At 73.6% G+C, this 23,560-nt stretch carries 21 protein-coding genes; 10 read left to right on the forward strand and 11 right to left on the reverse strand.

Features of this window, described 5'->3' with window-relative positions:
* Positions 1-58: 58 nt before the first annotated feature.
* Both QRN56_RS22875 and QRN56_RS22880 read right to left on the reverse strand, forming a co-directional pair.
* A complete protein-coding gene (locus QRN56_RS22875; RefSeq protein ID WP_285107187.1) occupies positions 59-2,836 on the reverse strand; it encodes a DEAD/DEAH box helicase in 2,778 nt (925 codons plus the stop codon).
* A 59-nt stretch (positions 2,837-2,895) separates the two neighbouring features.
* A complete protein-coding gene (locus QRN56_RS22880) occupies positions 2,896-3,975 on the reverse strand; it encodes an EamA family transporter (protein WP_285107188.1) in 1,080 nt (359 codons plus the stop codon).
* Positions 3,976-4,014: 39 nt separating this feature from the next.
* Here QRN56_RS22880 and QRN56_RS22885 point away from each other — a divergent pair, with 39 nt between their 5' ends.
* The gene (locus tag QRN56_RS22885; protein ID WP_285107190.1) at positions 4,015-4,563 is read left to right on the forward strand and encodes a CGNR zinc finger domain-containing protein; all 549 of its coding nucleotides are present in this window, start codon (positions 4,015-4,017) and stop codon (positions 4,561-4,563) included.
* Here the strand turns inward: QRN56_RS22885 and QRN56_RS22890 are convergent.
* Both QRN56_RS22890 and QRN56_RS22895 read right to left on the reverse strand, forming a co-directional pair.
* Entirely contained in the window at positions 4,545-5,165 is a 621-nt protein-coding gene (locus QRN56_RS22890) for an AAA family ATPase (protein WP_285107192.1), read from the reverse strand. The genes QRN56_RS22885 and QRN56_RS22890 overlap by 19 nt on opposite strands.
* On the reverse strand, positions 5,162-5,980 hold the full coding sequence (locus QRN56_RS22895; RefSeq protein ID WP_285107193.1) for an aminoglycoside 3'-phosphotransferase: 819 nt from the start codon (positions 5,978-5,980) through the stop codon (positions 5,162-5,164). The genes QRN56_RS22890 and QRN56_RS22895 overlap by 4 nt, the downstream gene beginning before the upstream one ends.
* 187 nt (positions 5,981-6,167) lie before the next feature.
* On the opposite strand from QRN56_RS22895, the gene QRN56_RS22900 reads away from it, so the two are divergent.
* Positions 6,168-7,418 carry a DUF418 domain-containing protein gene (locus QRN56_RS22900; RefSeq protein WP_285107195.1) on the forward strand — a complete coding sequence of 417 codons (1,251 nt, stop codon included), beginning with the start codon at positions 6,168-6,170 and terminating at the stop codon, positions 7,416-7,418.
* Here QRN56_RS22900 and QRN56_RS22905 read toward each other — a convergent pair.
* From QRN56_RS22905 to QRN56_RS22920, 4 genes are all read right to left on the reverse strand, one after another.
* On the reverse strand, positions 7,397-8,332 hold the full coding sequence (locus QRN56_RS22905; RefSeq protein WP_285107197.1) for a phosphotransferase: 936 nt from the start codon (positions 8,330-8,332) through the stop codon (positions 7,397-7,399). The two genes, QRN56_RS22900 and QRN56_RS22905, sit on opposite strands and share 22 nt — an antisense overlap.
* Before the next feature lie 137 nt (positions 8,333-8,469).
* Positions 8,470-9,096, reverse strand: coding sequence for a lytic polysaccharide monooxygenase auxiliary activity family 9 protein (locus QRN56_RS22910; RefSeq protein ID WP_285107198.1), 627 nt, complete (start codon positions 9,094-9,096; stop codon positions 8,470-8,472).
* A 406-nt stretch (positions 9,097-9,502) separates the two neighbouring features.
* A complete protein-coding gene (locus QRN56_RS22915; protein ID WP_285107200.1) occupies positions 9,503-10,111 on the reverse strand; it encodes a lytic polysaccharide monooxygenase auxiliary activity family 9 protein in 609 nt (202 codons plus the stop codon).
* 167 nt (positions 10,112-10,278) lie between these two features.
* Positions 10,279-11,199: a 3-methyladenine DNA glycosylase gene (locus QRN56_RS22920; RefSeq protein ID WP_285107202.1), complete on the reverse strand. Its 921-nt coding sequence runs from the start codon at positions 11,197-11,199 to the stop codon at positions 10,279-10,281.
* A 109-nt stretch (positions 11,200-11,308) separates the two neighbouring features.
* Here QRN56_RS22920 and QRN56_RS22925 point away from each other — a divergent pair, with 109 nt between their 5' ends.
* Both QRN56_RS22925 and QRN56_RS22930 read left to right on the forward strand, forming a co-directional pair.
* The gene (locus tag QRN56_RS22925) at positions 11,309-12,271 is read left to right on the forward strand and encodes an aldo/keto reductase (RefSeq protein ID WP_285107204.1); all 963 of its coding nucleotides are present in this window, start codon (positions 11,309-11,311) and stop codon (positions 12,269-12,271) included.
* 111 nt (positions 12,272-12,382) lie between these two features.
* On the forward strand, positions 12,383-13,264 hold the full coding sequence (locus QRN56_RS22930) for a PhzF family phenazine biosynthesis protein (RefSeq protein ID WP_285107206.1): 882 nt from the start codon (positions 12,383-12,385) through the stop codon (positions 13,262-13,264).
* Between the two features lie 141 nt (positions 13,265-13,405).
* Here QRN56_RS22930 and QRN56_RS22935 read toward each other — a convergent pair whose 3' ends face one another.
* Both QRN56_RS22935 and QRN56_RS22940 read right to left on the reverse strand, forming a co-directional pair.
* A complete protein-coding gene (locus QRN56_RS22935; protein WP_285107208.1) occupies positions 13,406-14,797 on the reverse strand; it encodes a hypothetical protein in 1,392 nt (463 codons plus the stop codon).
* 312 nt (positions 14,798-15,109) lie between these two features.
* Positions 15,110-16,390 (reverse strand): heparan-alpha-glucosaminide N-acetyltransferase domain-containing protein, encoded by a 1,281-nt coding sequence (locus tag QRN56_RS22940; RefSeq protein ID WP_285107210.1) that lies wholly within the window; start codon positions 16,388-16,390, stop codon positions 15,110-15,112.
* 374 nt (positions 16,391-16,764) lie between these two features.
* Here QRN56_RS22940 and QRN56_RS22945 point away from each other — a divergent pair, with 374 nt between their 5' ends.
* Positions 16,765-17,580: a class I SAM-dependent methyltransferase gene (locus QRN56_RS22945; RefSeq protein WP_285107305.1), complete on the forward strand. Its 816-nt coding sequence runs from the start codon at positions 16,765-16,767 to the stop codon at positions 17,578-17,580.
* Here the strand turns inward: QRN56_RS22945 and QRN56_RS22950 are convergent.
* A complete protein-coding gene (locus QRN56_RS22950) occupies positions 17,552-19,045 on the reverse strand; it encodes a serine hydrolase domain-containing protein (RefSeq protein ID WP_285107211.1) in 1,494 nt (497 codons plus the stop codon). The genes QRN56_RS22945 and QRN56_RS22950 overlap by 29 nt on opposite strands.
* A 172-nt stretch (positions 19,046-19,217) precedes the next feature.
* Here QRN56_RS22950 and QRN56_RS22955 point away from each other — a divergent pair, with 172 nt between their 5' ends.
* The 5 genes from QRN56_RS22955 (at position 19,218) to gltX (ending at position 23,478) form a co-directional block, all read left to right on the forward strand.
* On the forward strand, positions 19,218-20,000 hold the full coding sequence (locus tag QRN56_RS22955; protein ID WP_285107212.1) for a fumarylacetoacetate hydrolase family protein: 783 nt from the start codon (positions 19,218-19,220) through the stop codon (positions 19,998-20,000).
* A gap of 1 nt (position 20,001) precedes the next feature.
* A complete protein-coding gene (locus tag QRN56_RS22960) occupies positions 20,002-20,607 on the forward strand; it encodes an NUDIX domain-containing protein (RefSeq protein WP_285107214.1) in 606 nt (201 codons plus the stop codon).
* Positions 20,608-20,614: 7 nt separating this feature from the next.
* Positions 20,615-21,463 (forward strand): GNAT family N-acetyltransferase, encoded by an 849-nt coding sequence (locus tag QRN56_RS22965; RefSeq protein WP_285107215.1) that lies wholly within the window; start codon positions 20,615-20,617, stop codon positions 21,461-21,463.
* Between the two features lie 93 nt (positions 21,464-21,556).
* Positions 21,557-22,009 (forward strand): hypothetical protein, encoded by a 453-nt coding sequence (locus QRN56_RS22970; protein ID WP_285107217.1) that lies wholly within the window; start codon positions 21,557-21,559, stop codon positions 22,007-22,009.
* The gene (gene gltX, locus QRN56_RS22975; protein ID WP_285107219.1) at positions 22,006-23,478 is read left to right on the forward strand and encodes a glutamate--tRNA ligase; all 1,473 of its coding nucleotides are present in this window, start codon (positions 22,006-22,008) and stop codon (positions 23,476-23,478) included. The genes QRN56_RS22970 and gltX overlap by 4 nt, the downstream gene beginning before the upstream one ends.
* The last annotated feature ends 82 nt before the right edge of the window (positions 23,479-23,560 follow it).

The following is a 23,560-nucleotide window of genomic DNA, read 5'->3' on the forward strand; positions in this document are numbered from 1 at the left end:
CCACGGCCGAACTTGGGTAAATAGACGGTAAATCGCCCGGGAAATCTTCCCGCGGCGCCTAGATCTGGCCGACGGCGACCACCGTCAGCACGACCTCGCCGGCCTCGTCGCTCGCCGCCAGGTCGACCCGCGCGGTGATGGCCCAGTCGCGGTTGCGGTCGGCGTCGTCGAGCACCTGCCGCACCCACCAGGTGCCGGGCTCGACGCGGCCGGTCTCTCCGTCCGGCCCGCCCGGGCCCGCGCTGCTGGTCGGCAGCTCCGCGCCAGGTTCGAGGATCGTGAGCAGGGCGGCCGAGCGGGCCTCCGGGCCGATGCCGACGGCGTCGTCGCCCTGCTCCTCGAACAGCGGGTCCAGGGCGTCGCCCCAGGCGTCGGCGTCCCAGCCCTGGTCGAGCGCGGCCAGCGCCGGGTAGGCCTCGCGGGCGACGAGCTCGACGCGCCGGAACATCGCGTTGCGGACCAGGCGCCGGAACGCGCGCGGGTTGCCGGTGACGGGCCGGGCGGGCGCCTCGGCGCCGGCGTCGGCCAGCTCGCCGTCCGTCACGAGGTCGGCGTCGTCGTCCACAGGGTTGGCCAAGCGCTCCCACTCGTCGAGCAAGGAGGAGTCCACGCCGCGCACGAGCTCGCCGAGCCACTCGATGATCTCCTGCACCTCCTCGGTGCGGTGCTCGTCGGGGACCACCTGGCGCACGGCCCGGAACGCGTCGGCGAGGTAGCGCAGCACCACGCCTTCGGTGCGCTCCAGCCCGTACACGCTGACGATCTCGGCGAACGTCATGGCCTTCTCGACCATGTCGCGCACCACGGACTTGGGCGACAGCTCGGCGTCGGCGACCCACGGGTTGGTGCGGCGGTAGGTCTGGAACGCCGGCTCCAGGAGGTCGGCCAGCGGCTTGGGCCACGTGACCTCCTCCAGCAGCTCCATGCGTTCCTCGTACTCGAGCCCCTCGGCCTTCATGGCGGCGACCGCCTCGCCGCGTGCCCGGTTCTGTTGGCCCATGAGCACCTGGCGCGGGTCGTCGAGGGTCGCCTCGATGACGGAGACGACGTCGAGCGCGTGCGTCGGGCTCTCGACGTCGAGCAGGTCCATGGCCGCCAGGGCGAACGGGGACAGCGGCTGGTTCAGCGCGAAGTCGCGGGGGAGGTCCACCATGAGGCGGGCCGACGGGCGGAGCCGGCCGTCGCCGTCGGGCACCCGGACCTTCTCCACGACGCCCGCGAGCCGCAGCGAGCGGTAGATGCGGAACGCCTGCCGCACGTGCTCGGCCTGCTGCGTCTCCGAGTCGTGGTTGGCGGTCAGGAGGTGGCGCATGGCGTCCACGGGGTCACCCGCGTCGCCGCCCGAGCGCGCCGAGGCGCGGGCCAGCACGTTGAGCACCATCGCGTGGTTCACGCGGAACTGGGAGACCAGGGGCTCGGGATCGGCGTCGCGCAGGCGCTCGAACGTGGCGTCGGTCCAGTTCACGGAGCCCGACGGCGCCTTCTTGCGCACGATCTTCTTGAGCTTCTTCGGGTCGTCGCCGGCCTTGGCCAGGATCTTCCGGTTCTCGATGACGTGCTCGGGCGCCATGACGAGCACCTCGCCCACGGTGTCGTACCCGGCGCGGCCCGCACGGCCCGCGATCTGGTGGAACTCACGGGCGCTGAGGTGGCGCATGCGCTCGCCGTCGAACTTGACGAGGCTGGTCAGGAGCACGGTGCGGATCGGCACGTTGATGCCGACGCCGAGGGTGTCGGTACCGCACACGACCTTGAGCAGGCCCTTCTGAGTGAGGCGCTCCACGAGGCGGCGGTACTTGGGCAGCATGCCCGCGTGGTGCACGCCCACGCCGTGCCGCAGGAACTTGCTGAGGATCTTGCCGAACCCGGTGCCGAACCGGAAGGCGCCCATCTCCGCGATGATCGCCTCCTTCTCGGACTTGCTGGAGACGTTCATCGACAGCAGCGACTGTGCCCGGTCGACGGCGTCCTTCTGCGTGAAGTGCACGACGTACACCGGGGCACGGTGCGTGGTCACCAGCTCCTGGATCACCTCGGTGAGCGGCTCCACCACGTAGGAGAAGGTGAGCGGCACGGGGCGCTCGGCGCCCGCGACCTCCGCGACGGGCCGCCCGGTGCGCTCCTCGAGGTCCTCGCGCAGGCGGGTGGTGTCACCGAGGGTGGCGCTCATCAGGATGAACTGCGTGTTCGTGAGCTCCAGCAGCGGCACCTGCCAGGCCCAGCCGCGCTGCGGGTCGCCGTAGTAGTGGAACTCGTCCATGACGACCTGCGCGATGGCGTCGTCGTCCGCGGCGGTGTCGGTCTCGTCCGCGGCGTCGCCGCGGCGCAGCGCGAGATTCGCGAGGATCTCCGCGGTGCAGCAGATGATCGGGGCGTCCGGGTTGACGGCGGAGTCGCCCGTCATCATGCCGACGTTCTTGGAGCCGAAGGCGGCGACCAGGTCGAAGAACTTCTCGCTCACCAGCGCCTTGAGCGGAGCCGTGTAGTACGTACGGCCGCCGCGCCCGGACCGGTGGGCGGCCAGGGCGGCGAACTGCGCGCCCATCGCGACCATCGACTTGCCGGAGCCCGTGGGCGTCGCGAGGACCACGTGGGACCCCGTCATGACCTCCAGGAGGGCCTCCTCCTGGTGCGGGTAGAGCGCGCGCCCGCCCGCCGCGGCCCACTCGCCGAAGCTCTCGAACAGGACGTCCGGGTCGGGGTCCTTGCCCGTGGGCGCGGGCAGGTAGGGGATCAGGGTCCCCGCGGGCTTCGGGGCGCCCGACGACGAGGCGGGCCGGTCGGTGGCGGAGGGGGCGGTCGAGGTTGTCGACGTTGTCGAGGAGGGCGCGGTCATGGTGCTGCCCATTCTTGCAGGCGGGTGAAGCGGGGCGGCGATGTCCGCCGGTCGTCCGGCTACGCGGGGGTCGTCCGGGCGACGGCGTCCGGCTGGTCGTCCGCGGGGGCGGCGTCGACCCGCTTCTCGCCGGCCTGGACCGCGATCACGCCGGCGAGGATCAGCACGCCGCCCACGAGCTGGACCGGCTGCGGCAGCTCGCCGAGCAGCAGCCAGGCGAAGCCGATGGCGGAGACGACCTCGAAGAGCCCGACGAAGGAGGACAGCCGCGGGCCGAGGAGCCGGCCCGCCGCGATGCCGGCGACGTAGGCGAACGCGGCGGTGACGACGCCGAGGCCGAGCAGCGGCAGCCACCACGGCACCGCCGTGCCCGCGTAGACCGGGGAGGCCGTGCTGTACTCCAGCGGCATCAGCCCGGTCACGCCGAGCAGGCCCAGGGCCACGGTCGCGGTCGTCAGGCCGCCGGCTGCCAGGGCGAGCGGCGGCAGGCCGGTGTCGACGTTCGCGTTGATGACGAAGTACGTCGAGACGCCGAGCATCGCGACCAGGGCCCAGGCGATGCCGACCGGGTCGACGGCCGTGGCGCCCGGGGCGCCCGAGACCAGGTTCAGCACGAGCACGAGGCCGACGGCGGCGAGCAGCGTGCCGCCGATCGTCGCCCTCGTCGGGCGCTGACCGTGCCGGAGCCAGAACCAGAGCACCACGGCGGCCGGCGCCGTGTACTCGATGAGCAGGGCCGGCCCGACGGGCATGTGCTGCACCGCCGAGAAGTAGGCGAACTGGCAGCCCGCGACGGACACCGCGCCGTAGACCGCGATGAGCCCGAGGTTGCGGCGGACCGGCCGCCAGTCGCCGCGCAGCGACACGATGCCGAGCGGCAGCACCACCAGCGTGGCGATCGCCACGCGGACCAGCACCATCGCGCCGGGGCTCCAGCCCGTGTCCAGGAGTCCGCTGGCGAACACCCCGGACAGGCTGAACGCCACGGCCGAGGCGCCGGCGAACACCAGGCCCAGGGCGAGGTGGCGCGACGGTCCGGACCGGACGGCACGGAACGCGCGGAACCCGCGCGGCGCCGGCCGGCCGAGGCTCGGCCCGCCGGGGACCGGCCCGTTGATGTCAGGTGTCACAGCGCCCATGGGTCCTGACGCTACGAGTGGAGCGAGTAATGTGTCAACGTGGTTTTCACTCATGACACCGAGGAGTCGCTCCAGGCCGCCGTCGTGCTCGTGAACGCGGGCGAGCCACCGGTCACGATCGAGACGGTGGCCGACCTCGACGCGTTCTTCGCCGGGCAGGGCTACACGGGACGGCACGACAGCACGCAGGCCGAGCTGGAGGAGGTGCTCGGGCTGCAGCCGCGGCTGCGTGAGCTGCTCACCGCCGACCGCGACGCGGCCGTCGCGCTGGTGAACGACATGCTGTCCACCGCCGGCGCGGTGCCGCAGCTCGTGCGGCACCCGCCGGCCGACTGGCACATCCACGCCGTGCCGAGCGACGCGCCGCTCGCCACGCGCATCCTGGTCGAGACGGCGATGGCGATGATCGACGTGATCCGGGACGACGAGCTCTCCCGCCTCGCGGTGTGCGCCGACGACGACTGCGCGGGGATCGTCCTGGACCTGTCCCGCAACCGGTCGCGGCGCTACTGCTCCACGACCTGCAGCAACCGCAACGCCCAGGCCGCCCACCGGGCCCGGCGCGCGGATCAGGCGTCGACGGCGTAGCGGGAGCGACCCGAGGCCATGGCCGCGACGATCGCGTCGGCCACCCCGGCGACGTCGTCCGGCAGGTCGGTCAGCACGGCCCCGGGTGGGGCGTCCGGGCCGCCGGCGCCGGCCGCGTCGGGGCGCGACGTCGTCGCCCGGACGAAGTCGTCGTGCATGTGCTGCGCGGCGTCGAGGTCCGTGAAGCCGTGGCCGGTGCGCGTCTCGACCCGCTTGAGGCAGACCTCCGCGGGCGGCAGCAGCACCACGTAGTCGAGCACCGCGACGCCGGCGAGCCGTGCGAACGTGGGCAGGAACCACGGCCCGATCACGCCGTCGTAGACCACGGCCATGCCCCCTGCGGCGAAACCGCCCGCGGCGGCCGCCGCCGCGCGGACCGTCGTGTCGTTCTGGGCGTGCGACTCCGGGAGCCACGGCGGGACCATCCCGCGCCGCAGGAAGCGGAAGAACGCGTCGCCCTCCACCAGGACGCTCGGCTCCCAGCGGTCGGCCAGGGCCTCGGACACCGTGGACTTGCCGGAGCCGGGCGGACCGGTCACGACGAGCAGGCCCGGGGTGACGGTCCCCGTCCCGGCCCCGGTCTCGCGGTCGGTCCCGCTCATCCGAGGTCCCACAGGAGGCGGTACCAGGCCACCCGGTCCGGGTCCTCGTCGATCCCGTACGCCTCGTAGACCAGGTAGTCGTACCCGGGGCCGTAGTTCCACCCCAGGCTGTAGGTTGCGACGGCGAGGTCGGCCCAGCGGTCGGCGACGCCGAGCCCGCCGAGGTCCACGTGACCGGCCCACGTGCCGTCGTCGGCGAGCAGGGTGTTGGGCGCGCAGGCGTCGCCGTGGCAGACGACGACCCGGTCGTGCTCGGGTGCGTCCAGGAGGCGCGCCCGCGCCTCGGCCGACCACCCGTCGGCGGCGTGGCCCCGGGCCGCCCGGTCCTCGGCGATCGCCATCCGGTCCTCGATGCTCCAGGTCCACGGGCACTCGTCGACGGGCAGCGCCTCGTGCAGCGCGCGCAGCCCGGCGCCGATGGCCCGGGCCGCCGTCTCGGGCTCGGCGAGCCACCGCGGGTCGACGGCGGAGCGTGCGGGCATCGCGGCCGTGACCAGCCACTTCGCCTGCTCGTCGGAGCCGACGTCGAGGACGTGCGGCACCGGCGTCCAGGTCTCGGCCCAGCGCATCCGCGCGGCCTCGTTCGCCAGGTCGACCCGTTCCGTCGTGGCCCGGTCCGAGAAGGGCATCCACTTGACGTAGCAGGTGGACGACGGCGTCGGGTCTGTCGCGGGGTGCGTCGTGGGCTGTGGCGAGCGGTCGACCCGGAAGGTCAGGCCGCCCAGCTCGTTGCGCCAGGCCGGCGTGATGACTCCGTCGCCGGCCAGCTCGCGCACGACGTCGGGCACCGAGACCGCTTCGGCGGGGATCGTCATGGGCCCAGGGTGGCAGACCGGGCCCCGTGACCACGAGGTGAATTCCGGGTGCGCCGTCCGGGTGCGCCGTCCGTGTCCGCCGAACCGGCCTCCTCCGAACCGGCCTCCTCCGAACGATGTATGCCGCCGTGCGGAGATCGGCCGGATGGCCGACGCCGTGGCGCCCGGACCGCGACAGGCTCGGGACATGCCCGCCAACCAGCCGTCGAGCACGGCCACACCAACCTCGCCCGTCGTGTCGCGGACCCCGTCGTCCGCCGCCGTTCCCACGGGCGCGAGCGGCCGGATCCTCGCGCTCGACGTGCTGCGCGGGATCGCGATCCTCGGCACCCTCGCGAGCAACATCTGGCTGTTCACCACCCCGGGCGGTCCGGCGGCGTGGCTCTCGGACGGCTTCGCCACCGACGACCCGGTGCGGACCGTGCTGCAGGCGCTGTCCAACGGGAAGTTCCTCGCACTGCTCACCCTGCTCTTCGGGGTGGGGCTCGAGCTGCAGTACCGCTCCATGGTGCGGCAGGGCCTGCCGTGGCCCGGCCGGTACGTGCTCCGGGCCGCGATCCTCTTCGTCGAGGGTCTGCTGCACTACGTGCTGGTCTTCGAGTTCGACGTGCTGATGGGGTACGCGATCGCGTCGCTGCTCGCCGCCTACCTGGTCGGACGCAGCGACCGGGTGGTGCGCGTCTGGGGCGGCGTGGTGGCCGGCGTCTACGTCGCGGCGATCGTGGCGCTCACCGCACTGCTGGTCAGCACCTCGGACGCGGGAGGCGGACAGCAGGGCGGACAGGGCCAGCGGGGCGGGCAGGGCGCGCCGGCCGCCGCGGGCGACGGCGCAGCGAGCCTGTCGACCGCGAGCTGGCTGGACCAGGTGGTGCTGCGGCTCACGCACATGGACGTGTTCCGGATCGAGCTGCTCCTCATCGTGCCGTCGGCCACGGTGCTGTTCCTCGTGGGCTCACGGCTCGTCCGCGCCGGGATGTTCTCGACGACGGAGGAGGGGGCGCGGCTGCGTCGTCGGCTCGCGTGGATCGGGCTGGGGGCCGGTGTGCCGCTGAACGCGCTGACCACGTGGGCCGGGCCGGGCTGGGTCCTCGTGGACCGCTACCTGGTCCCGCCGCTGGTGGCGCTGGGGATCCTCGCCCTGGGTACGACGCTCGTCGCCCGTCTTCGGCCGGGCGGCTCGCCGAGCCTGCTGCGGCGCGGCGTCGAGGGGGTCGGGCGGACGGCGCTGTCCTGCTACGTGCTGCAGAACGTGCTCGCCTCGGTGATCTGCTTCGACTGGGGTCTCGGCCTCGCCGGAGGCGAGCCGTGGCAGGTCGTGCTGATCTGGGCGGGCATCTCGCTGACGCTGATGGTGGCGGCGCCCCTGTGGCTGCGCAGATGGCCGCGGGGCCCGATCGAGCTGGTGATGCACCGCGTCTACGACGCGGGCCGCAGGTGACGTCGCCGGCCGGGATCTCGCCGGCCGGGATCCCGCTGGTCGGGGCAGCACGGGCTGGGCTGCCCGACGCGCCGCACCCGGAGCGCCTCCTCGGCGTCCCAGAGGGCCCGGTAGTAGGTGGTGCGTTCGGGGTCGGGCGCGACGCCGTAGGCGGCCAGGACCAGCGGCTCCAGCCCCGGGCCGTAGCGGCGGGTGACGCTGCGCGTGGTCACCGCGATGTCGGACCAGCGGTCGGCCACGCCCAGGTCCCCGACGTCGACGTGGGCCGCGAACCGGCCGCCGCGGTCCAGCAGCGTGTTGGGCACGGTCGCGTCGCCGTGGCACACGACCAGCCGGTCCACCGGCGGCGGGCTGCCCAGCGTCGTCGCGATCGGCGCCCGGGACGCCGCGCCGGTCGTGGTCGTGAGGGCGGCGACGCGCAGCTCCGCCGTGCGGACGAACGGGCAGGTGTCGGTGGGGAGCGCGTCGTGGAACCGGCGCAGGCCCAGGCCGACGGCGATCGCCGAACGCTTCGCGAGGGCGCGCCAGCGGGGTTCGATGGCGGACGTCGCGAGCGCGCCGCCCACCTCGACGGTCTCGGTGAGCAGCCAGGAGCCGTGCGGGTCGCGTCCCACGGCGAGCACGCGGGGCACCGCCGTGAACGATCCGGCCCAGGTCAGCCGGTCCGCCTCGGCGAACGGGTCCGGGCAGGCCGACGCGCGGGGTACCCACTTGAGGTAAGCGCTCCGCCCGGCGGTGTCCGACGTCGGACCGGTCTCCCGCCGTGGGTCCTCGAGCCGGGCAGTGAGACCGCCGTACTCGTTGCGCCACACGGGAACGACCGTCGCGACGGGCCGCAGTCGTCCGGCCAGGTCGTGCACGACGGGCGGTACTTCGACAGGGGTCGGACCGATGCCGACCAGTGCGCTCGACACGCCATCATCGTCCCATAGAGCGGGTGAAAAATGGCTCCCCGTTCTCGACGCTGCCGGGTACTGGTCGACACGGCGGGGCCGGGTGTCCGGCGCACGGATCGGCGTCGGGCACCCGGCCCCGGGTGAGTTCCTGGGCGTCAGACGGCGGTCAGCGCCCCGCGCGTGCCGAGGGCGGTGGGCGCCTGCGTGTCCGCGCCGGCGTCGGCCGCGGCGGCGCCGGTCACCGTGACGTCGACGCACTGGTAGAACGCGTTGACGGTGTTGGCGATGTTCCAGCGGGCGAAGATCGTGTGGTCGCCGGCGGGCAGGCCGGTCAGGGTGTGCTCGACGGTCGCGCCGGGCTGGGCGCCGCCGTCGTCCACGGTCTTGAAGAGCTGGCCGTCCACGAAGTACTCCCACGTGGAGGTGGCGTGCCGGGCGGTGATCTGCCAGCGGAACGTGGTGTCGCCGCCGATGGTGGTGCGCGGCCAGGGCAGCGAGTCGTCGTCGACCACGGTGAAGCCGCTGCCGCCCGAGCACTGCGTGGAGCCCTTCGGGGCCTCGATGCTCTGCGGCTCGTACTGGAGGCCGCCGCAGTCGAAGCTCACGGCGCCGGTGGCGCAGTGGTCCGCGCGGCTCGGCGGGCTGGTGATCCAGCCGTGGGCCTGCGCCTGCGGCAGCAGCGCGCTGGGGGCGGCGGTGAGGAAAGCCGCCGCGAGTGCCAGGGCGGCGAGCGCGGAGAGCAGGAGGCGGGTCTGCGGGCTTGCGGTTCGTGCACGGTTCACGGTGATGCCTTCCGTTGTGCGAGCGGGACGCCCGGCCCGGGCGAGGCCCTGGGGTGGGTGCGCCGCGTCCGCGTCGAGCGGGTGAAATTTTCCGGGTAGGCATCGAACCTAGGAAATGGTCGCTTTGCTGACAATGAGGGTGAATTCGTACGCGGTTCCCCGTATTTTTCGGCCGTGGGTGCCCGAACGGGTCGTCACGCACGTGATCAGGACCGGCCATCTGACTCACCGCACCGCGCTCGCCGAGTCAGCGGGGCAGTCCGACCGAGCGACTGACTCGCCGCATTCCGCGCGGCGAGTCAGTCACGCGGTCGTCTGTCGTAGGACAGGCGAACGGCCGGCCTCCCCGGCGGGGGAGACCGGCCGTTCCGGCCGTCGTTCCTGGCGGCCGTCTACCGGCGAGCGGTCACAGCTGGGCGGCCAGCAGGCGCCCGTCGACCGCCGTCTGGCCGGCGCTCGGGCTGCCACCACCGATGTTGACGTCCATGCAGGCGTAGAACGCCATGGCGGTGTCGTACACGTTCCACCGGGCGAGGATCGTGTGGTTGCCGCTCGGCAGGCCCGTGAGGGTGTGCGTGACGGTCGCGGGCGGTGTGGCCCCGTTGTCGTTCACCGTCTTGAAGAGCTGGCCGTCCACGAAGTACTCCCAGCTGGCCGTCCGGTGGAAGGCCGTCAGGGTCCACCGGAAGGTGTGCGTGCTGCTGATGCTGGTACGGGGCCAGGCAAGGGAGCTGTTGTCCAGCGTGGTGAAGCGGCTGCCGCCCGAACAGAGCTTCGACCCCTTCGGTGCCTCCACGCTCTGCGGCTCCCATTCGACGCCGTTGCAGGACCAGCTCACGGTCCGCTTGGCGCAGTGGTCCTGTCGGCTCGGTGGCGAGACGACCCAGCCGTGGGCCTCGGCCCTGGGGGTCAGGGCGTTCGGTGTGGCGACCAGCGCCGTCAGGGTCAGGGCCAGGACGGCGAGGACGCCGAGCAGGACTCTGACGACGGGTGTCTGCGGTGCGGTGACTCTCATGGGGCTCACCTCGTGATCTGTAGTGGGGAACTACGAACTTGGGAACTTCCTGGAGTGCTCCTGAGTGCTCGGGTGCGACAGACACGACGCTAGAAAGGGGGAGGACCCGGCGACAAGTAGGGCAACTACGTACTCGCGCGGGCCCGAGATCCGCGGATCGGCGCCGGTTACGGCGTGCCGAGCACCGCGTCGCAGGCCTGGAGCAGGCGCTGCCGGAGCGCGCCGGACCGGCGCGCGAAGTCGCGCTGCCGGCGCACGTACTCGGCCTTGCCGTCGGGCGTCTCGATCCGGATGGCGGCCACGCCGTACTCGGAGACGTCGTACGGGGAGGCCGCCATGTCGGTCCAGCGGATGTCGCGGGCCAGCTCGAACGCGTCGAGCAGCAGGTCGCCGGGCACGGCCGGGCCGAGCTTGAGGCACCACTTGTAGAGGTCCATGTTGGCGTGCAGGCAGCCCGGCTGCTCCATGCCGACCTGGGCGGCGCGCGTCGGCTGGAGCTGGTTGCGCGACGTCGCCTCCGGCGTGAAGAACCGGAACGCGTCGAAGTGCGAGCAGCGCACGGGGTTGGCCTCGACCACGGCGTCGGTGCCCTCGTGCCCGAGCCGGAGCGGCAGCGGGTGCCGCTGGTCGCGGCCCGCCTCGCGGTCGCGGTAGACCATGGCCCACTCGTGCAGCCCGAAGCAGCCGAACGTGCCGGGCCGCGACGCCGTCGCCGACAGCAGCTCGCGGACGTACCGCACGGTGTCGCCGCGGTCGGCGAGGAACGCGTCGAGGTCGAGCGTCACGGCGCCGTCCGGCCGGGACACCCGGTGCCACCGCCAGGCGGTGCGGTCCTCCGGGTCGAGCACGCCCCCGCCGTCGGGCAGCGCGAGGGCGACGCCCGCACCCGGGTGCCAGCGGCGCAGGTGTGCGACGCGCGTGGGGTAGTACGTGAACAGGAAGTCCTCGATCGCGTGCTTGCGCCCGGCCGCGCGGGCGGCGCGCCAGACCGCGGTGAGCGCGTCCGCGCGCCCGGCGTGGGCGGCGGCGAGGGGCACCCACTCCTCGGGGAGCAGCGCCGCGGTCGGCCTGCCGAGGACTGTGGTCACCGGTCCAGGGTACGGCGGCCGCGACACCCGTCCGGGCCCGGCCGGCGGTGCGCGACGGCCCGGGCACCGCGGCTCGGGCCGCGCCGCGCGCGACGCATAGGGTGCGACCATGTCCGACCTTCCTCTGCGCCGCCTCGGGCGCTCCGGCCTGTCCGTTCCCGTCGTCGGCCTGGGGTGCAACAACCTCGGCCGCCCCGGCACCGTCACCGAGACCGCGGAGGGGGCCACGGCCCTGGTCGACGCCGCGGTCGACGCGGGCGTGACCTTCTTCGACACCGCGGACGCCTACGGCGCCCGGCCCGGGCTGTCCGAGGAGCTCCTCGGCGCCGCGCTCAAGGGGCGCCGCGACGACGTGCTCATCGCCACGAAGTTCGGGCTCGACGTGCACGGCGCGAACGGCCAGGACTTCGGGGCGCGTGGGTCGCGCCGGTACATCGTGCGGGCGGCCGAGGCGTCGCTGCGCCGGCTGGGCACGGACTGGATCGACCTCTACCAGCTCCACGCGCCCGACCCGGCGACCCCGGTCGACGAGACGCTCGCCGCCCTGGACGACCTCGTCCGCTCCGGCAAGGTCCGCTACGTGGGCCACTCGAACTTCCGCGGCTGGCAGGTGGCCGACGCCGAGCACGTGGCCCGGGCGGCCGGCGGCACCCGGTTCGTCTCCGCGCAGAACCAGTACTCCCTGCTCAGTCGGGGTCTGGAGCGCGAGGTGCTGCCGGCCGCGCGGGCCTACGGGATCGGCGTGCTGCCGTTCTTCCCCCTGGCTAACGGTCTGCTCACCGGCAAGTACACGGGCGGCGCCCGGCCGGACGGATCCCGGCTGGTGGTCCAGAAGCGCGACCTGCTGGAGACCGCCCCGTGGGCGGTGCTCGACCGGTTCGGAGCGTTCTGCCGGGAGCGCGGCGTCGCCGAGACCACCGTCGCGTTCTCGTGGCTGCTGTCCCGGCCCGAGGTGTCGTCGGTGATCGCCGGCGCCACCCGGCCCGAGCAGGTGCGCGGCAACGCCCAGGCCTGGACCTGGACGCCGACGGCGGAGGATCTTGCGGAGCTGGACGAGATCTTCCCGGCCTGACCTGTCAGCCCTCGAGCACGTGTCAGACGTACAGGTCACTCGGGTGTCCTGTACATCTGACACGTGGGGCGCGGTCTGACACGTAGGGACCGGCTGGATAGCGTGGCGGGCATGAGCCACCCGTCGCGTCCGTTCCGTCAGGTCAACGTCTTCTCCGCCACCCCGACGGGCGGCAACCCCGTCGCCGTCGTGCACGGGGCCGACGGCCTCACCGACGAGCAGCTGGCCGCCTTCGCCCGGTGGACCAACCTCTCCGAGACCACGTTCCTGCTCGACCCGACCGAGGCCGGGTGGGACGCCGGCGCCGACTACCGCGTGCGGATCTGGACGCCGGGCGGTGAGCTGCCGTTCGCCGGTCACCCGACGCTCGGCACCGCGCACGCCTGGCTGGAGGCGGGCGGCGTGCCCCGCGGGCCGGACGTGGTCCAGGAGTGCGGCGTGGGCCTGGTGCGGGTGCGGCGCGAGGACACGGGCGCGGGGCAGCGCCTCGCGTTCGCCGGTCCGCCCCTGACCCGGTCGGGCGCCGTCGACGACGCCGACGTGGAGCAGATCGCGCGCTCGCTGCGCCTGGGGGTGTCCGACGTCGTCCGCTCGGCCTGGGTCGACAACGGTCCGGGCTGGGTCGCGGTCCAGCTCCGCGACGCCGGCACGGTGCTCGGCCTGGAGCCGGACCTCGTGGCGATGGGCGACCTCAAGCTGGGCGTCGTCGGCGAGTACCCGAGCGGTCACGGGAGCGGCGACGCCGACGCGCCCGCCGTCGAGGTGCGTGCGTTCGTCCCGTCCATCGGGGTGGGGGAGGACCCGGTGACCGGCAGCCTCAACGCGGGCCTCGGGCAGTGGCTCGCCGGCGACGTGCTGCCGTCGTCGTACGTCGCGTCGCAGGGGACGGCGCTGGGGCGTGCCGGGCGCGTCCACGTCGAGAAGCTGTCCGACGGCGAGGTGTGGGTGGGCGGCGACACGTTCACGACGATCGTCGGCGAGGTGACGCTCTAGCTGTACCCGGCCATGACGTTGGTGACGTTCACCTTGTCACGCAGGGGGTAGAGCTGGGTCACGACCCCCCGCTCGCTGCAGGGCCGCGCGTGGTTCCCAGAGAGCGCGGCGGCTGCTGCGCCCGGTCGACCATCACATCGGTCACTGAGGCGCGCCGTGCTCCTTCGACGTGCGCATCCGGCGCGCGACGGCCAGGAGGACGGCGCCCGTGCCGAGCAGCGCCGTCGCGAGCAGACCCGGTGTCACCCAGGAACTGCCCGTCGCGGCGAGGCCGCCCGACTCGCCCGCGCCGCTGCCCGGGTCGGCCGGTCCCGCGGAAGGTTCGGGACCCGTGGTCGGCGCGCCGGTCGGTGCGGGTTCCGGTGTCGGCGTGGGCGTGGGGGTCGGGCTGGGTGTGGGCTCGACCGCCTGAATGTCGAGAGACCCCAGCGCCGTGCAGTCGCTGGCCGCTCCGCTCACCTGAATCTCCTTGGCGCCGGGGGCGACGTCCTCCGGGACGTCCAGGTCGCCCGCGACGTCTCCCGACTCGTCCGCCGTCAGCCAGCCGAGCGGCGTCGCCTCGGGGTACAGGACCGCGAGGACGTCTTCGCCCGCCTGGAAGCCGGAACCGGTGACCGTGACGGTGCCCCCGCCCGTGAGTGCATCGGGATCTACGGCGAGCGGCGCGTCCGGGGTGGCCGTGGGTTCCGGCGCCACCTCCTCGTCGGGGTTCGCCGGGCTCGGGAGCTCGCTGTCGAACACCTCGTAGCCGATGTCGGCGAACAGGAACCCGTTCCCGGCCGTCCCCGGAGCGGGCGGAAGCCCCGTGAGATAGCCGACGCCGCTCTCCGAAGGAGCGCTCGTGGTCAGCCGGAACGTCAGCTCGTCGACCAGCGCGTCGGTGGCGTTGCCAGTGACCCGGAAATAGTTCTCCCAGGTCGTGACGCCCGAGCAGGCCGAGACGAGCTCGCCGTCCACCAGGATCCGCACGACGTCGCTCGCGTCGGCACGGAACAGGGCAGAGATGTCGATGGTGTGCGGCACCGACGGATCGACGACGGCGAACGTCTCCGAGCGCCACTGGCTGAGGCCTGCCCCCGTCGCCTCCGGCGGCAGCCAGAAGCTCCCGATCTCGAGCCCGGCGGCCGTGTGCCGCAGGACGATCACGCCTCCGTACCTGGACGCGGAGTCGATCGGGACCTCGAGCAGCAGACCGTCCTGCACAGCGCCGGTCGCCGATGCCACCGTGTACCGCGCGGCGAACGTGTTGGCCGTGGCTCCTGCCACTCCCGGCTCTCCCGCGCTGTCGATGATCGGCGACCGGAGAAACCTCGTGCCCGGGATCGTCGCGTTCGAGACCCTCAGGCTCCGTCCCGCACCCAGGCCGGAGTCGGGAAAGGACGAGTTCTCGACGAGTGCGAGGTCGAAGCCCGTGCCGTTGGCCAGCCACCCGTTCTGTCCGGACGGGCTACCCGGGCCGATGGTGTACCCCGGGTCGTCGAAATCGATCACGATCGACGGTGCGGCGAACGCCGCGGACCCGATTCCCAGCACCGCGAGAATCCCCACGGCAGCGCCTGTCGCGACCGCCTGCCATCGTCGGGGGCTGCCGGACAGCTCTCGTCGAACACCAGTCATGAGGGGACCACCCGTCGAGGTCGTTGACGCGAGCGGAACATGCCCGCGGGCTGGAGCCGCCGATTCAAAATAGCCCGGTGTCCGAGGTCCCGCGATCGGTACGGACTCAAAGGAACCGCCGCAGGGACGCCCGCACGACAGGTTCGGGTCCAGACACCACCTCAGCACTGTGCACTTGTAAGTTATGTGACAGACGATCCTCCAGCGGTCGGGCGTCCGGTCCGGGCGCTACGGGAACGACTTCCGGGCGACCCACCCGAACAGGCGCTCCAGCGGGCCGCGGCCCAGCAGAGCCCGCCACAGCGTCGCCACGACGAGGGTGACGAGCACCATCCAGCCCAGCGGCGTGTTGGTCGCGGGGTCGAGGAGGTCCCAGTAGGTGCGGGTCCACCACCAGATGGTGACGATCTGCAGGGAGTAGACGGTCAGGGCCAGCGCGCCGACGGCGGCCAGCGGCGTCACGAACGCCAGCACGACGACGCGAGCGGCCTGCAGGACGCCGCCTGTCTGCGCTCCGTCCCGTGCCGCCGCGTTGTCCCCGGCCCCCGCGACGGCCCCGGCCGACCAGCCGTCCCGCGCCACCCCGCCGAGCAGCAGGCACAGCCCGAGCACGCCGAGCGCGAACCCGCCGGAGCCGAGCGCCTCGAACATCGTGTCGTCGTGCGGCCCCTCCAGGTACAGCCCGGACACGGGCGGCCAGGGGTCCGACCAGGCGGGCGGGGATGCCGCGAACTCCGACGACGTCACGGTGACCTGCCCCTCGATCGCGGTGAGACCCCCGGCGTCGGCCACCAGGACCGCCGAGGCGACCGCCGTCAGGGCGGCCACCCCGAACCCGCCCGCCACCAGGCCCAGGTGCACCGTGGGCGACCGCAGGTCGCAGCGCCCCAGCGCGAGCCCGGCGAGCACGTACGCCATCCAGACCAGGGCGGGGTAGTGGCCCGTGAGGAGAAAGTCGGTGGCCGCGCCGGAACCGTCGTGCGGCGCTCGCAGGCCGGCGCGGGCCAGCGCCTCCGGCCCGTAGTAGACGAGGACCGGACCCACCACCGCGACCAGCACGGCGATCGCCGCCAGCCGCCCCGGCGGCACGCGCAGGAACGGCAGCGCCAGCACGAAGTAGGCGGCGTAGAAGCCCAGGATGAGCAGCACGCGGGTGCCGAACAGGTCGAGCACCGCGACCAGGGCCAGGAGCAGCACGACGCGCACGAGGATCCGGGCGCGGGCCGTGCGCATCCGCTCGCCGGTGAACGGTGTGGAACCGCCCGTGACCAGGGCCAGGGACAGGCCGGCGACCGTCGCGAACAGGATCGACGACCGCCCGTGCGCGAGGCTCAGCCAGCCCTCGAACGTGCCGAGATCGTCCGAGGTGACGCCCACGTGCGCCGTGAACATGCCGAGCACCGCGACGCCCCGCGCGATGTCGGCGCCGAGCACGCGGCCCGGGCCGCCGAGCAGGTGGTCGCGGAGGGTGCTCCGCACGCGGGAGGACGGCTGGGCAAGCGTGGACATGCGCGCATCCTTGCGCGTCGCGCGGACCGGCGCGCGGGGGCCACGCCGGGTGATCAGCTGGACAACCGTCCCGAAGGATGAGAACGCGGATGTGCACGCCCGTGCGGCGCACATACAGTGCGGCCATGACCGGCAGCGCCAACGAGCACGACTCGGCCCGCATCGACCCGTCCGTCCCGACGCCCAGCCACGAGCTCGGCAACCGGTTCGGCGGCCGATTCGGCGATCCCGCCAACGACGGCAGCGGCGGCCCCGCCCGCGACCGGACGACGCCCGCGGGCACCGACCCCATCGACGCGGTCGACGCCCCCAGCAGCCTGACGAGCCTGACCCGCGGTGCGGAGAGCCCCGACAACCCGGGCGCGGGGACCGACCTGACCAAGGAGTCCGAGTCCTACACGCACGGGCACCACGAGTCGGTGCTGCGCTCGCACCGGCGCCGGACGGCGGCGAACTCCGCCGCGTTCCTGCTGCCGCACCTGCTCTCCGACATGACGCTGCTCGACGTGGGCTGCGGCCCCGGCACCGTCACCGTCGACTTCGCCGAGCGGCTGACACAGGGCAGCGTCGTCGGCGTCGACGCCTCCGACGACGTGCTGGAGTCGGCCCGCGGCCTCGCCGACGCGCACGGCACCAAGAACATCAGCTTCGAGCACGCCAACGCCTATGAGCTGCCCTTCGAGGACGACTCGTTCGACGTCGTCTTCGCCCACCAGCTCCTGCAGCACCTCTCCGACCCGGTCGCGGCCCTGCGCGAGATGAGGCGCGTGGCCAAGCCGGGCGGGTTCGTCGCGGTGCGCGACGCCGACTACGAGGCCATGACCTGGTACCCGGAGTCCGCGGAGCTCACCGAGTGGAACATGCTCTACCACGAGGTCACGCACACCTACGGCTTCGAGCCCGACGCCGGGCGCCGGCTCGCCTCGTGGGTGCGGGACGCCGGTTTCGACCCCGCCACGATCGAGCCCGGAGCGAGCGTCTGGTGCTACGCCACCCCCGACGACCGCACCTGGTGGGGCGGGCTGTGGGCCGAGCGCTGCACCGAGTCGAACTTCGCCGTGCAGGCCAAGGACTCGGCGCTCGCGGACGACGTGGCCCTCGAACAGCTCGCCCAGGGCTGGCGCGAGTGGGCCGCGGCACCGGACGGCTGGTTCGCGGTGCTCAACGGCGAGGTCCTGGCGCGCGCCTGACCTGTTCGCCCCGGAGCCGGACGAGGCGGGCGGCGAGCCCGCCGCCCGCCGCCAGCACGAGCGCCACGCCCAGCAGCACCACCGCGGGGTACAGCCACAGCACGACGCGGTAGGCGGCCACGGGTTCGGACAGGCCCATGAGCGTGGCCCCGAGCCAGGGGAGCGCCGCGCCGAGGAGCGTGACCAGCGCGAGCGGCACCAGGCGCAGCACGGTGGCGCGCCGGGAGCCGGCGGCGCGGCGCTCCGCCCACCGGTGGGAGCGGACGACGACGAGCACCCCGGCCAGCAGGACGAGCGCGGCGACGCCCACGAGGACGGCGTTGAACGGGTCGAACGGGTTGGTCATCGGCAGGGGCGTGCCGCCGTCGACCGCCACGACGGCGTCGCGCGTCAGTGCCATGGGATCCCCGGCGGCGTTGGCGAGCACCACGGCGCCGGTCCCGGTCACCGGGGAGAACTCGATCCCGGACGCGAAGGTGGCGAGCGTGCCGCCGTGCCCGACCAGGGGCGCGTCGTCGCCGTCGGCCGTGGTGCCGTGCCAGCCGTACCCGTACTCCGCGCCGCTCGCCGGGACGTCGTGGAACGCGCGGAAGGTCTCCTCGCGCAGCAGCCGCTCGCCCGTCGCGGACGTGCCGTCGCCCACCTGGAACCGCAGCCAGGCCGTCATGTCCCGGGCGGTCGAGACGATGCCGCCGCTCCCGGCGCAGGCGAGCGGGAGCTCCGGCACGGCGACCCGCACGGGACCCAGCAGGGAGAAGCCCCGGTCGAGGCCGGCCGGCTCGGCGTCGCAGCGCTCGGTGACGGTCGTGGACGACATGCCGAGCGGCTCGAAGACGTTCTGGTCGAGGTACGGGCCGAAGTCGGCGTCGGCCGTGCGCTCGACCAGCCGGGCCAGCACCGCGTAGCCGGCGTTGCTGTACAGGGTGGTGGTTCCCGGGTCGGCGGCCAGCTTCTCGGGTGCCAGCCGGCCGACGGTCTCCGCGGGCGCCGACGCCGGGTCGGAGGAGTACTCCAGCCCCGTCGCGGCCAGGCCGGACCGGTGCGTCAGGAGGTGCTCGACCGTGATCGAGCGGTACCGGTCGTCGGCCAGGCGGAACTCCGGGAGCACCTCGACGACCGGGTCGTCGAGCTCGAACCGCCCGGCGTCCACCTGCTGCAGCACCGCCAGCGCGGTGAACGCCTTGCTCATCGAGCCGATGCGCATCGGCGTGTCCTCGCCGACCGGTGCACCGCTGCCCGTCGTCCCGTGCACCCGCACGTGCGCGTCGCCGTCGGCCAGCGTCACCAGGGCCAGGCCCGGGGCGCGGTGCACCCGGACGTACTCGGCCAGGTGCCGGTCGACGTCGGCGTCGTCCGCCGCTGCCGACGCCGCCGGGGCGAACGCGACCACCGCCGCCGTCAGGAGCGCGACGCCCTGTGCCGCGCGGAGGCGCACCCGCCGCGCCCCGGTCCGGTCGTTCCTCATCCGAGCTCCTCGTCGCCGTGCCCGGCGCCGTGCGCGGCCGGGTCGTCCCGTGCGTCACGCTATGGACGTGGGCGGGCCCCCGGCATCGGGGATGACCTGGGCTGGGGCCCTGAACCGCCCCTGACCCACCCCTGACGGGGGTCCACGGCCTCGCGCGGCTTACGCTGAGCCCGTGCGTATCGCGAGATTCACCACCGGAGACGACCCCCGCTTCGCCCTCGTGCAGCAGGAGGGCGACAAGACCTTCCTCGCCGTGCTGGGTGGCGACCCCCTCTACATGCCGGCCATGCCGACCGGCGAGCGCATCGAGCTGGGCGACGGCGTCCGGCTGCTCGCCCCGGTGATCCCGCGCTCCAAGATCGTGTGCGTGGGCAAGAACTACGCCGACCACGCCAAGGAGATGGGCGGCGATGTCCCGACCACGCCGCTGCTGTTCTTCAAGCCGAACACCGCCGTGGTCGGCCCGGACGACCCGATCGTGCTGCCGGACTTCACGCAGGAGGTCTCCTACGAGGCCGAGCTGGCCGTCGTGATCTCCAAGGTCTGCAAGGACGTCACCCCGGAGAACGCGTCGTCGTACATCCTCGGGTACACCGTCGCGAACGACGTGACCGCGCGGGACGCCCAGCGCACCGACGGCCAGTGGGCCCGCGCCAAGGGCTTCGACACCTCGTGCCCACTCGGCCCGTGGATCGACACCGACCTGAACCCGGAGGACGTCGCCGTGCGCTCGCGCGTCAACGGCGAGCCCCGCCAGGACGGCCGCACCCGCGACATGGTGTTCGACGTGCCGTTCCTCGTCTCGTACATCTCCGAGGCCATGACCCTGCTGCCCGGCGACGTGATCCTCACCGGCACCCCCGCCGGCGTGGGCCGGATCGACCAGGGCGACCGCGTCGAGGTCGAGGTCGAGGGTGTGGGCGTCCTGGCCAACCCGGTGCTGCGGCGCCGCTGAGGTGGGCCGCGAGACTCAGCCGGGAACACGGCCAGGGACGCTGCCCGGCACGTCGCTGCACGCCGACGCCCTGGCGACCCTGCGCTCCTGGACCGGGCCGACGCCGGAGCAGGAGCGCCTCCGGGCGCGGTACGTCACCCACCTCGAGGCGCACGCCGACGGGGTGTTCCGGGAGTCGGTGCCGGACCACCTGACGGCGTCGACCCTGGTGCTGTCGCACGACGGCGCGCGGGTGCTCCTCACCCTGCACGCCAAGGCGCGGCGCTGGTTCCAGCTCGGCGGCCACCTGGAGGCCGGGGACGTGTCGCTGGCCGACGCCGCCGCCCGCGAGGCGCGCGAGGAGTCCGGGATCGCGGGGCTCGTGCTCGACGCCGTCCCGGTGCACCTCGACGAGCACGTCGTGCCGTTCTGCCGGCCGGGCACCGGCGACCCGGCCCGGCCGGTGCACCACCTGGACGTGCGGTTCGTCGCGGTCGCGGCACCCGGCGCGGAGACGGCGGTCTCGGACGAGTCCCTGGACCTGCGCTGGTGGCCGGCCGACGCGCTGCCCGAGCCCGAGCTGACCGAGCTGGTCGTGCTGGCCCGCGCCCGGACCCGTGGAGCATGATCGAGCAATGATCATCAGGCGCTCCACGGCCCGGGTCCGGCCCGGGCTGCTCGACGAGTTCCGCACGTTCATCGAGGCGGGCACCGCCGGGTTCACGGCGCTCGACGGCTTCGTGAGCGACGAGATCGTCGTCCGCTGGGGGAGCGCGGCCCCGGCCGGCCCGACGCCCGACACGCTGACCTACGTGAGCCGCTGGCGCGATGCCGCGGCGCTCGCGGCGTACGCCGGGCCGGGGTGGCGCACCGAGCCCGTCGTGCTGCCCGACGAGGACCGGTTCCTCCTCGAGCCGCTGCGCGTGCGGCACGTCGAGCTCCGGCACGCCGTACCGGCGGACGCCCCGGCGATCGCCGCCGTCTGGCACGCCGCCTGGGGCGACGGCCACCGTGGCCTCGTGCCGTCGGCGCTGGAAGCGGTCCGGACCCGGGAGTCGTTCGGCCCCCGCGCGGCGGCCCGGGTCCCGGGGACGACGGTGGCGGTTGCCCTCGCCGCACCGGCGGACGGCGGAGCGGCGGACGGCGGGCCGGCGGACGGCGGGTCGGCGGACGGTGGGCCGGATCAGGACACCGTCGCCGGTTTCGTGACCGTCAAGGGCGAGGAGCTGGAGCAGCTCTTCGTCGCCGCGGCCCACCGGGGCTCCGGGATCGCGTCCGACCTGCTGTCCGCGGGGGAGGCCCGGATCGCGGCCGCCGGGCACACGGAGGCCTGGCTCGCCGTCGTGACGGGCAACACGCGGGCCCGCCGGTTCTACGAGCGGGCGGGCTGGTCGGACGGCGGCCCGCTGGACTACCAGGCGGAGACCTCCGAGGGGCCCGTGCCCGTCGCGACGCGGAGGTACGTCAAGCGGCTGCCCCGCTGACCGATCGGGCGCGACCGCTCCCAGCCGTCCGCCCCGGGCACCCACCGCCGACATTCGTGGTCAGCGCGGTGCCCGGCACGCATCATGGTCCCCGTGGAGACCGCACGACGATTCCTGGCACTGGCCCCCGTGGCATTCGGCATCACCGCGGTGGTGCTCGTCTACCTCCAGACGAGCGGCGACATCGCGTGGGACGGCGTCGGGTTCGGTCTGGTGAGCGCGCTCGCGGTGACGGTCGGCGCGCTCGTGTCGATCGTCGCCGCGGCCGCCCTGCTCCGGCTGCTGGAGGTCCGCAACGACTGGGCGTCGCTGGGTGTGGGCCTCGTCCTGGCCACGGTCGTCCTGGCGGTCGCCTACTTCGTCGTCGCCGTGTCGCTGCCGGAGGGGGACGAGGGGTGGCCCCTGCTCTTCGTCCTGACTCCCGCCTTCGCGTCGATCCCGGTGTGGCCGGGCTTCGCGGTCGCGCTCCTGATCCGTGGCCGGTGGGGCCGGGCGGCCCGGCAGGCGCCGCCGTCGGGCCCGGCAGCGCCTAGGCTTGGCCCGTGACTTCCGTGACCGACACCCCGACCCAGCCCGCGCCCGACGGCGCGGCCGTGCGCGTCCGCTTCGCGCCGTCCCCGACCGGCATGTTCCACGTGGGTGGCGCTCGTTCCGCGCTGTTCAACTGGGCCGTGGCGAAGCAGCAGGGCGGCACGTTCGTGCTGCGCATCGAGGACACCGACGCCTCGCGGAACCAGCCCGAGTGGGTGGACGGCATCCTGTCGGCCATGGAGGCGCTGGGCATCCGCAAGGAGGACCCGGCGTTCGAGGGGCCGTACTTCCAGTCCGAGAACGCGGGCATCCAGAAGGACGCCGCCCAGCGGCTGTTCGCCGAGGGCAAGGCGTACTACTGCGACTGCACGCGGGACGCCCTGATCGCGCGCACCGGAAACCAGCAGACCGGCTACGACGGCTTCTGCCGCGACCGCGGCCTGGAGTACGCCGAGGGCCGCGCGCTGCGCTTCCGCACGCCGGACGAGGGGGAGACGCAGGTCGTCGACCTGATCCGCGGCAACCCGACGTTCCCGAACGCGAACCTCGAGGACTTCGTGATCGCACGCGGCAACGGCTCGCCGGTGTTCCTGCTGGCCAACGTGGTGGACGACATCGACGAGAGCATCACGCTCGTCATGCGCGCCGAGGAGCACCTGCCCAACACCCCCAAGCAGCAGCTGCTCTGGGAGGCCCTGGGCCACACCCCGCCGCAGTGGGCGCACATGCCGGTGATCGTCAACGAGAAGCGGCAGAAGCTCTCCAAGCGTCGCGACAAGGTGGCCCTGGAGGACTACCTCGCGGAGGGCATCCTGCCCGACGCGATGGTCAACTACCTGATGCTGCTGGGCTGGGCGCCGGGCAACGACGAGGAGATCCTGCCGTTCGACGAGCTGGTGCGCCGGTTCCGCGTCGAGGACATCAACTCCTCGTCCGCGTTCTTCGACGTCAAGAAGCTCACCGCGTTCAACGGCGAGTACATCCGTGCCCTGAGCGTCGAGGACTTCGCCGCGGCCTGCGCGCCGTGGCTGCAGGCCCCCGCCGCGCCGTGGACGCCGGAGCAGTTCGACCAGGGCGTGTTCGACGCCGTCGCGCCGCTCGCGCACTCCCGCGTGGCCCTGCTGTCCGAGATCACGGCCAACGTCGACTTCCTGTTCCTGGACGACCCGATCATCGACGAGGACTCCTGGAACAAGGCCATGAAGGCCGGCGCCGCCGAGCTCCTCGCCGACGTCCGCGTGGCCCTGGCCGACGCGGCCTGGGAGGCCGAGCCGCTCAAGGACGTGGTCACGGTCGTGGGCGAGAAGCACGGCATGAAGCTGGGCAAGGCGCAGGCCCCGGTCCGCGTCGCCGTGACCGGACGCCGCATCGGCCTGCCGCTCTTCGAGTCGCTCGAGGTGCTGGGCCGGGAGCGCACGCTCGCGCGGGTCGACGCCGCCCTGGCTCGCCTCGCCGAGACGGCGTCGGCGAACGTGGCGTCCTAGTACCCGGGAGTCCTGAGGTCCGGGGGTCTGGCGCCCGGGGAGTCTTGGCATCCGGACGCCCGGCGTCCGGCGCCTCGACCGG

The sequence above is a fragment of the Promicromonospora sp. MEB111 genome, assembly GCF_030209445.1.
In the GTDB taxonomy this organism is placed as follows: domain Bacteria; phylum Actinomycetota; class Actinomycetes; order Actinomycetales; family Cellulomonadaceae; genus Promicromonospora.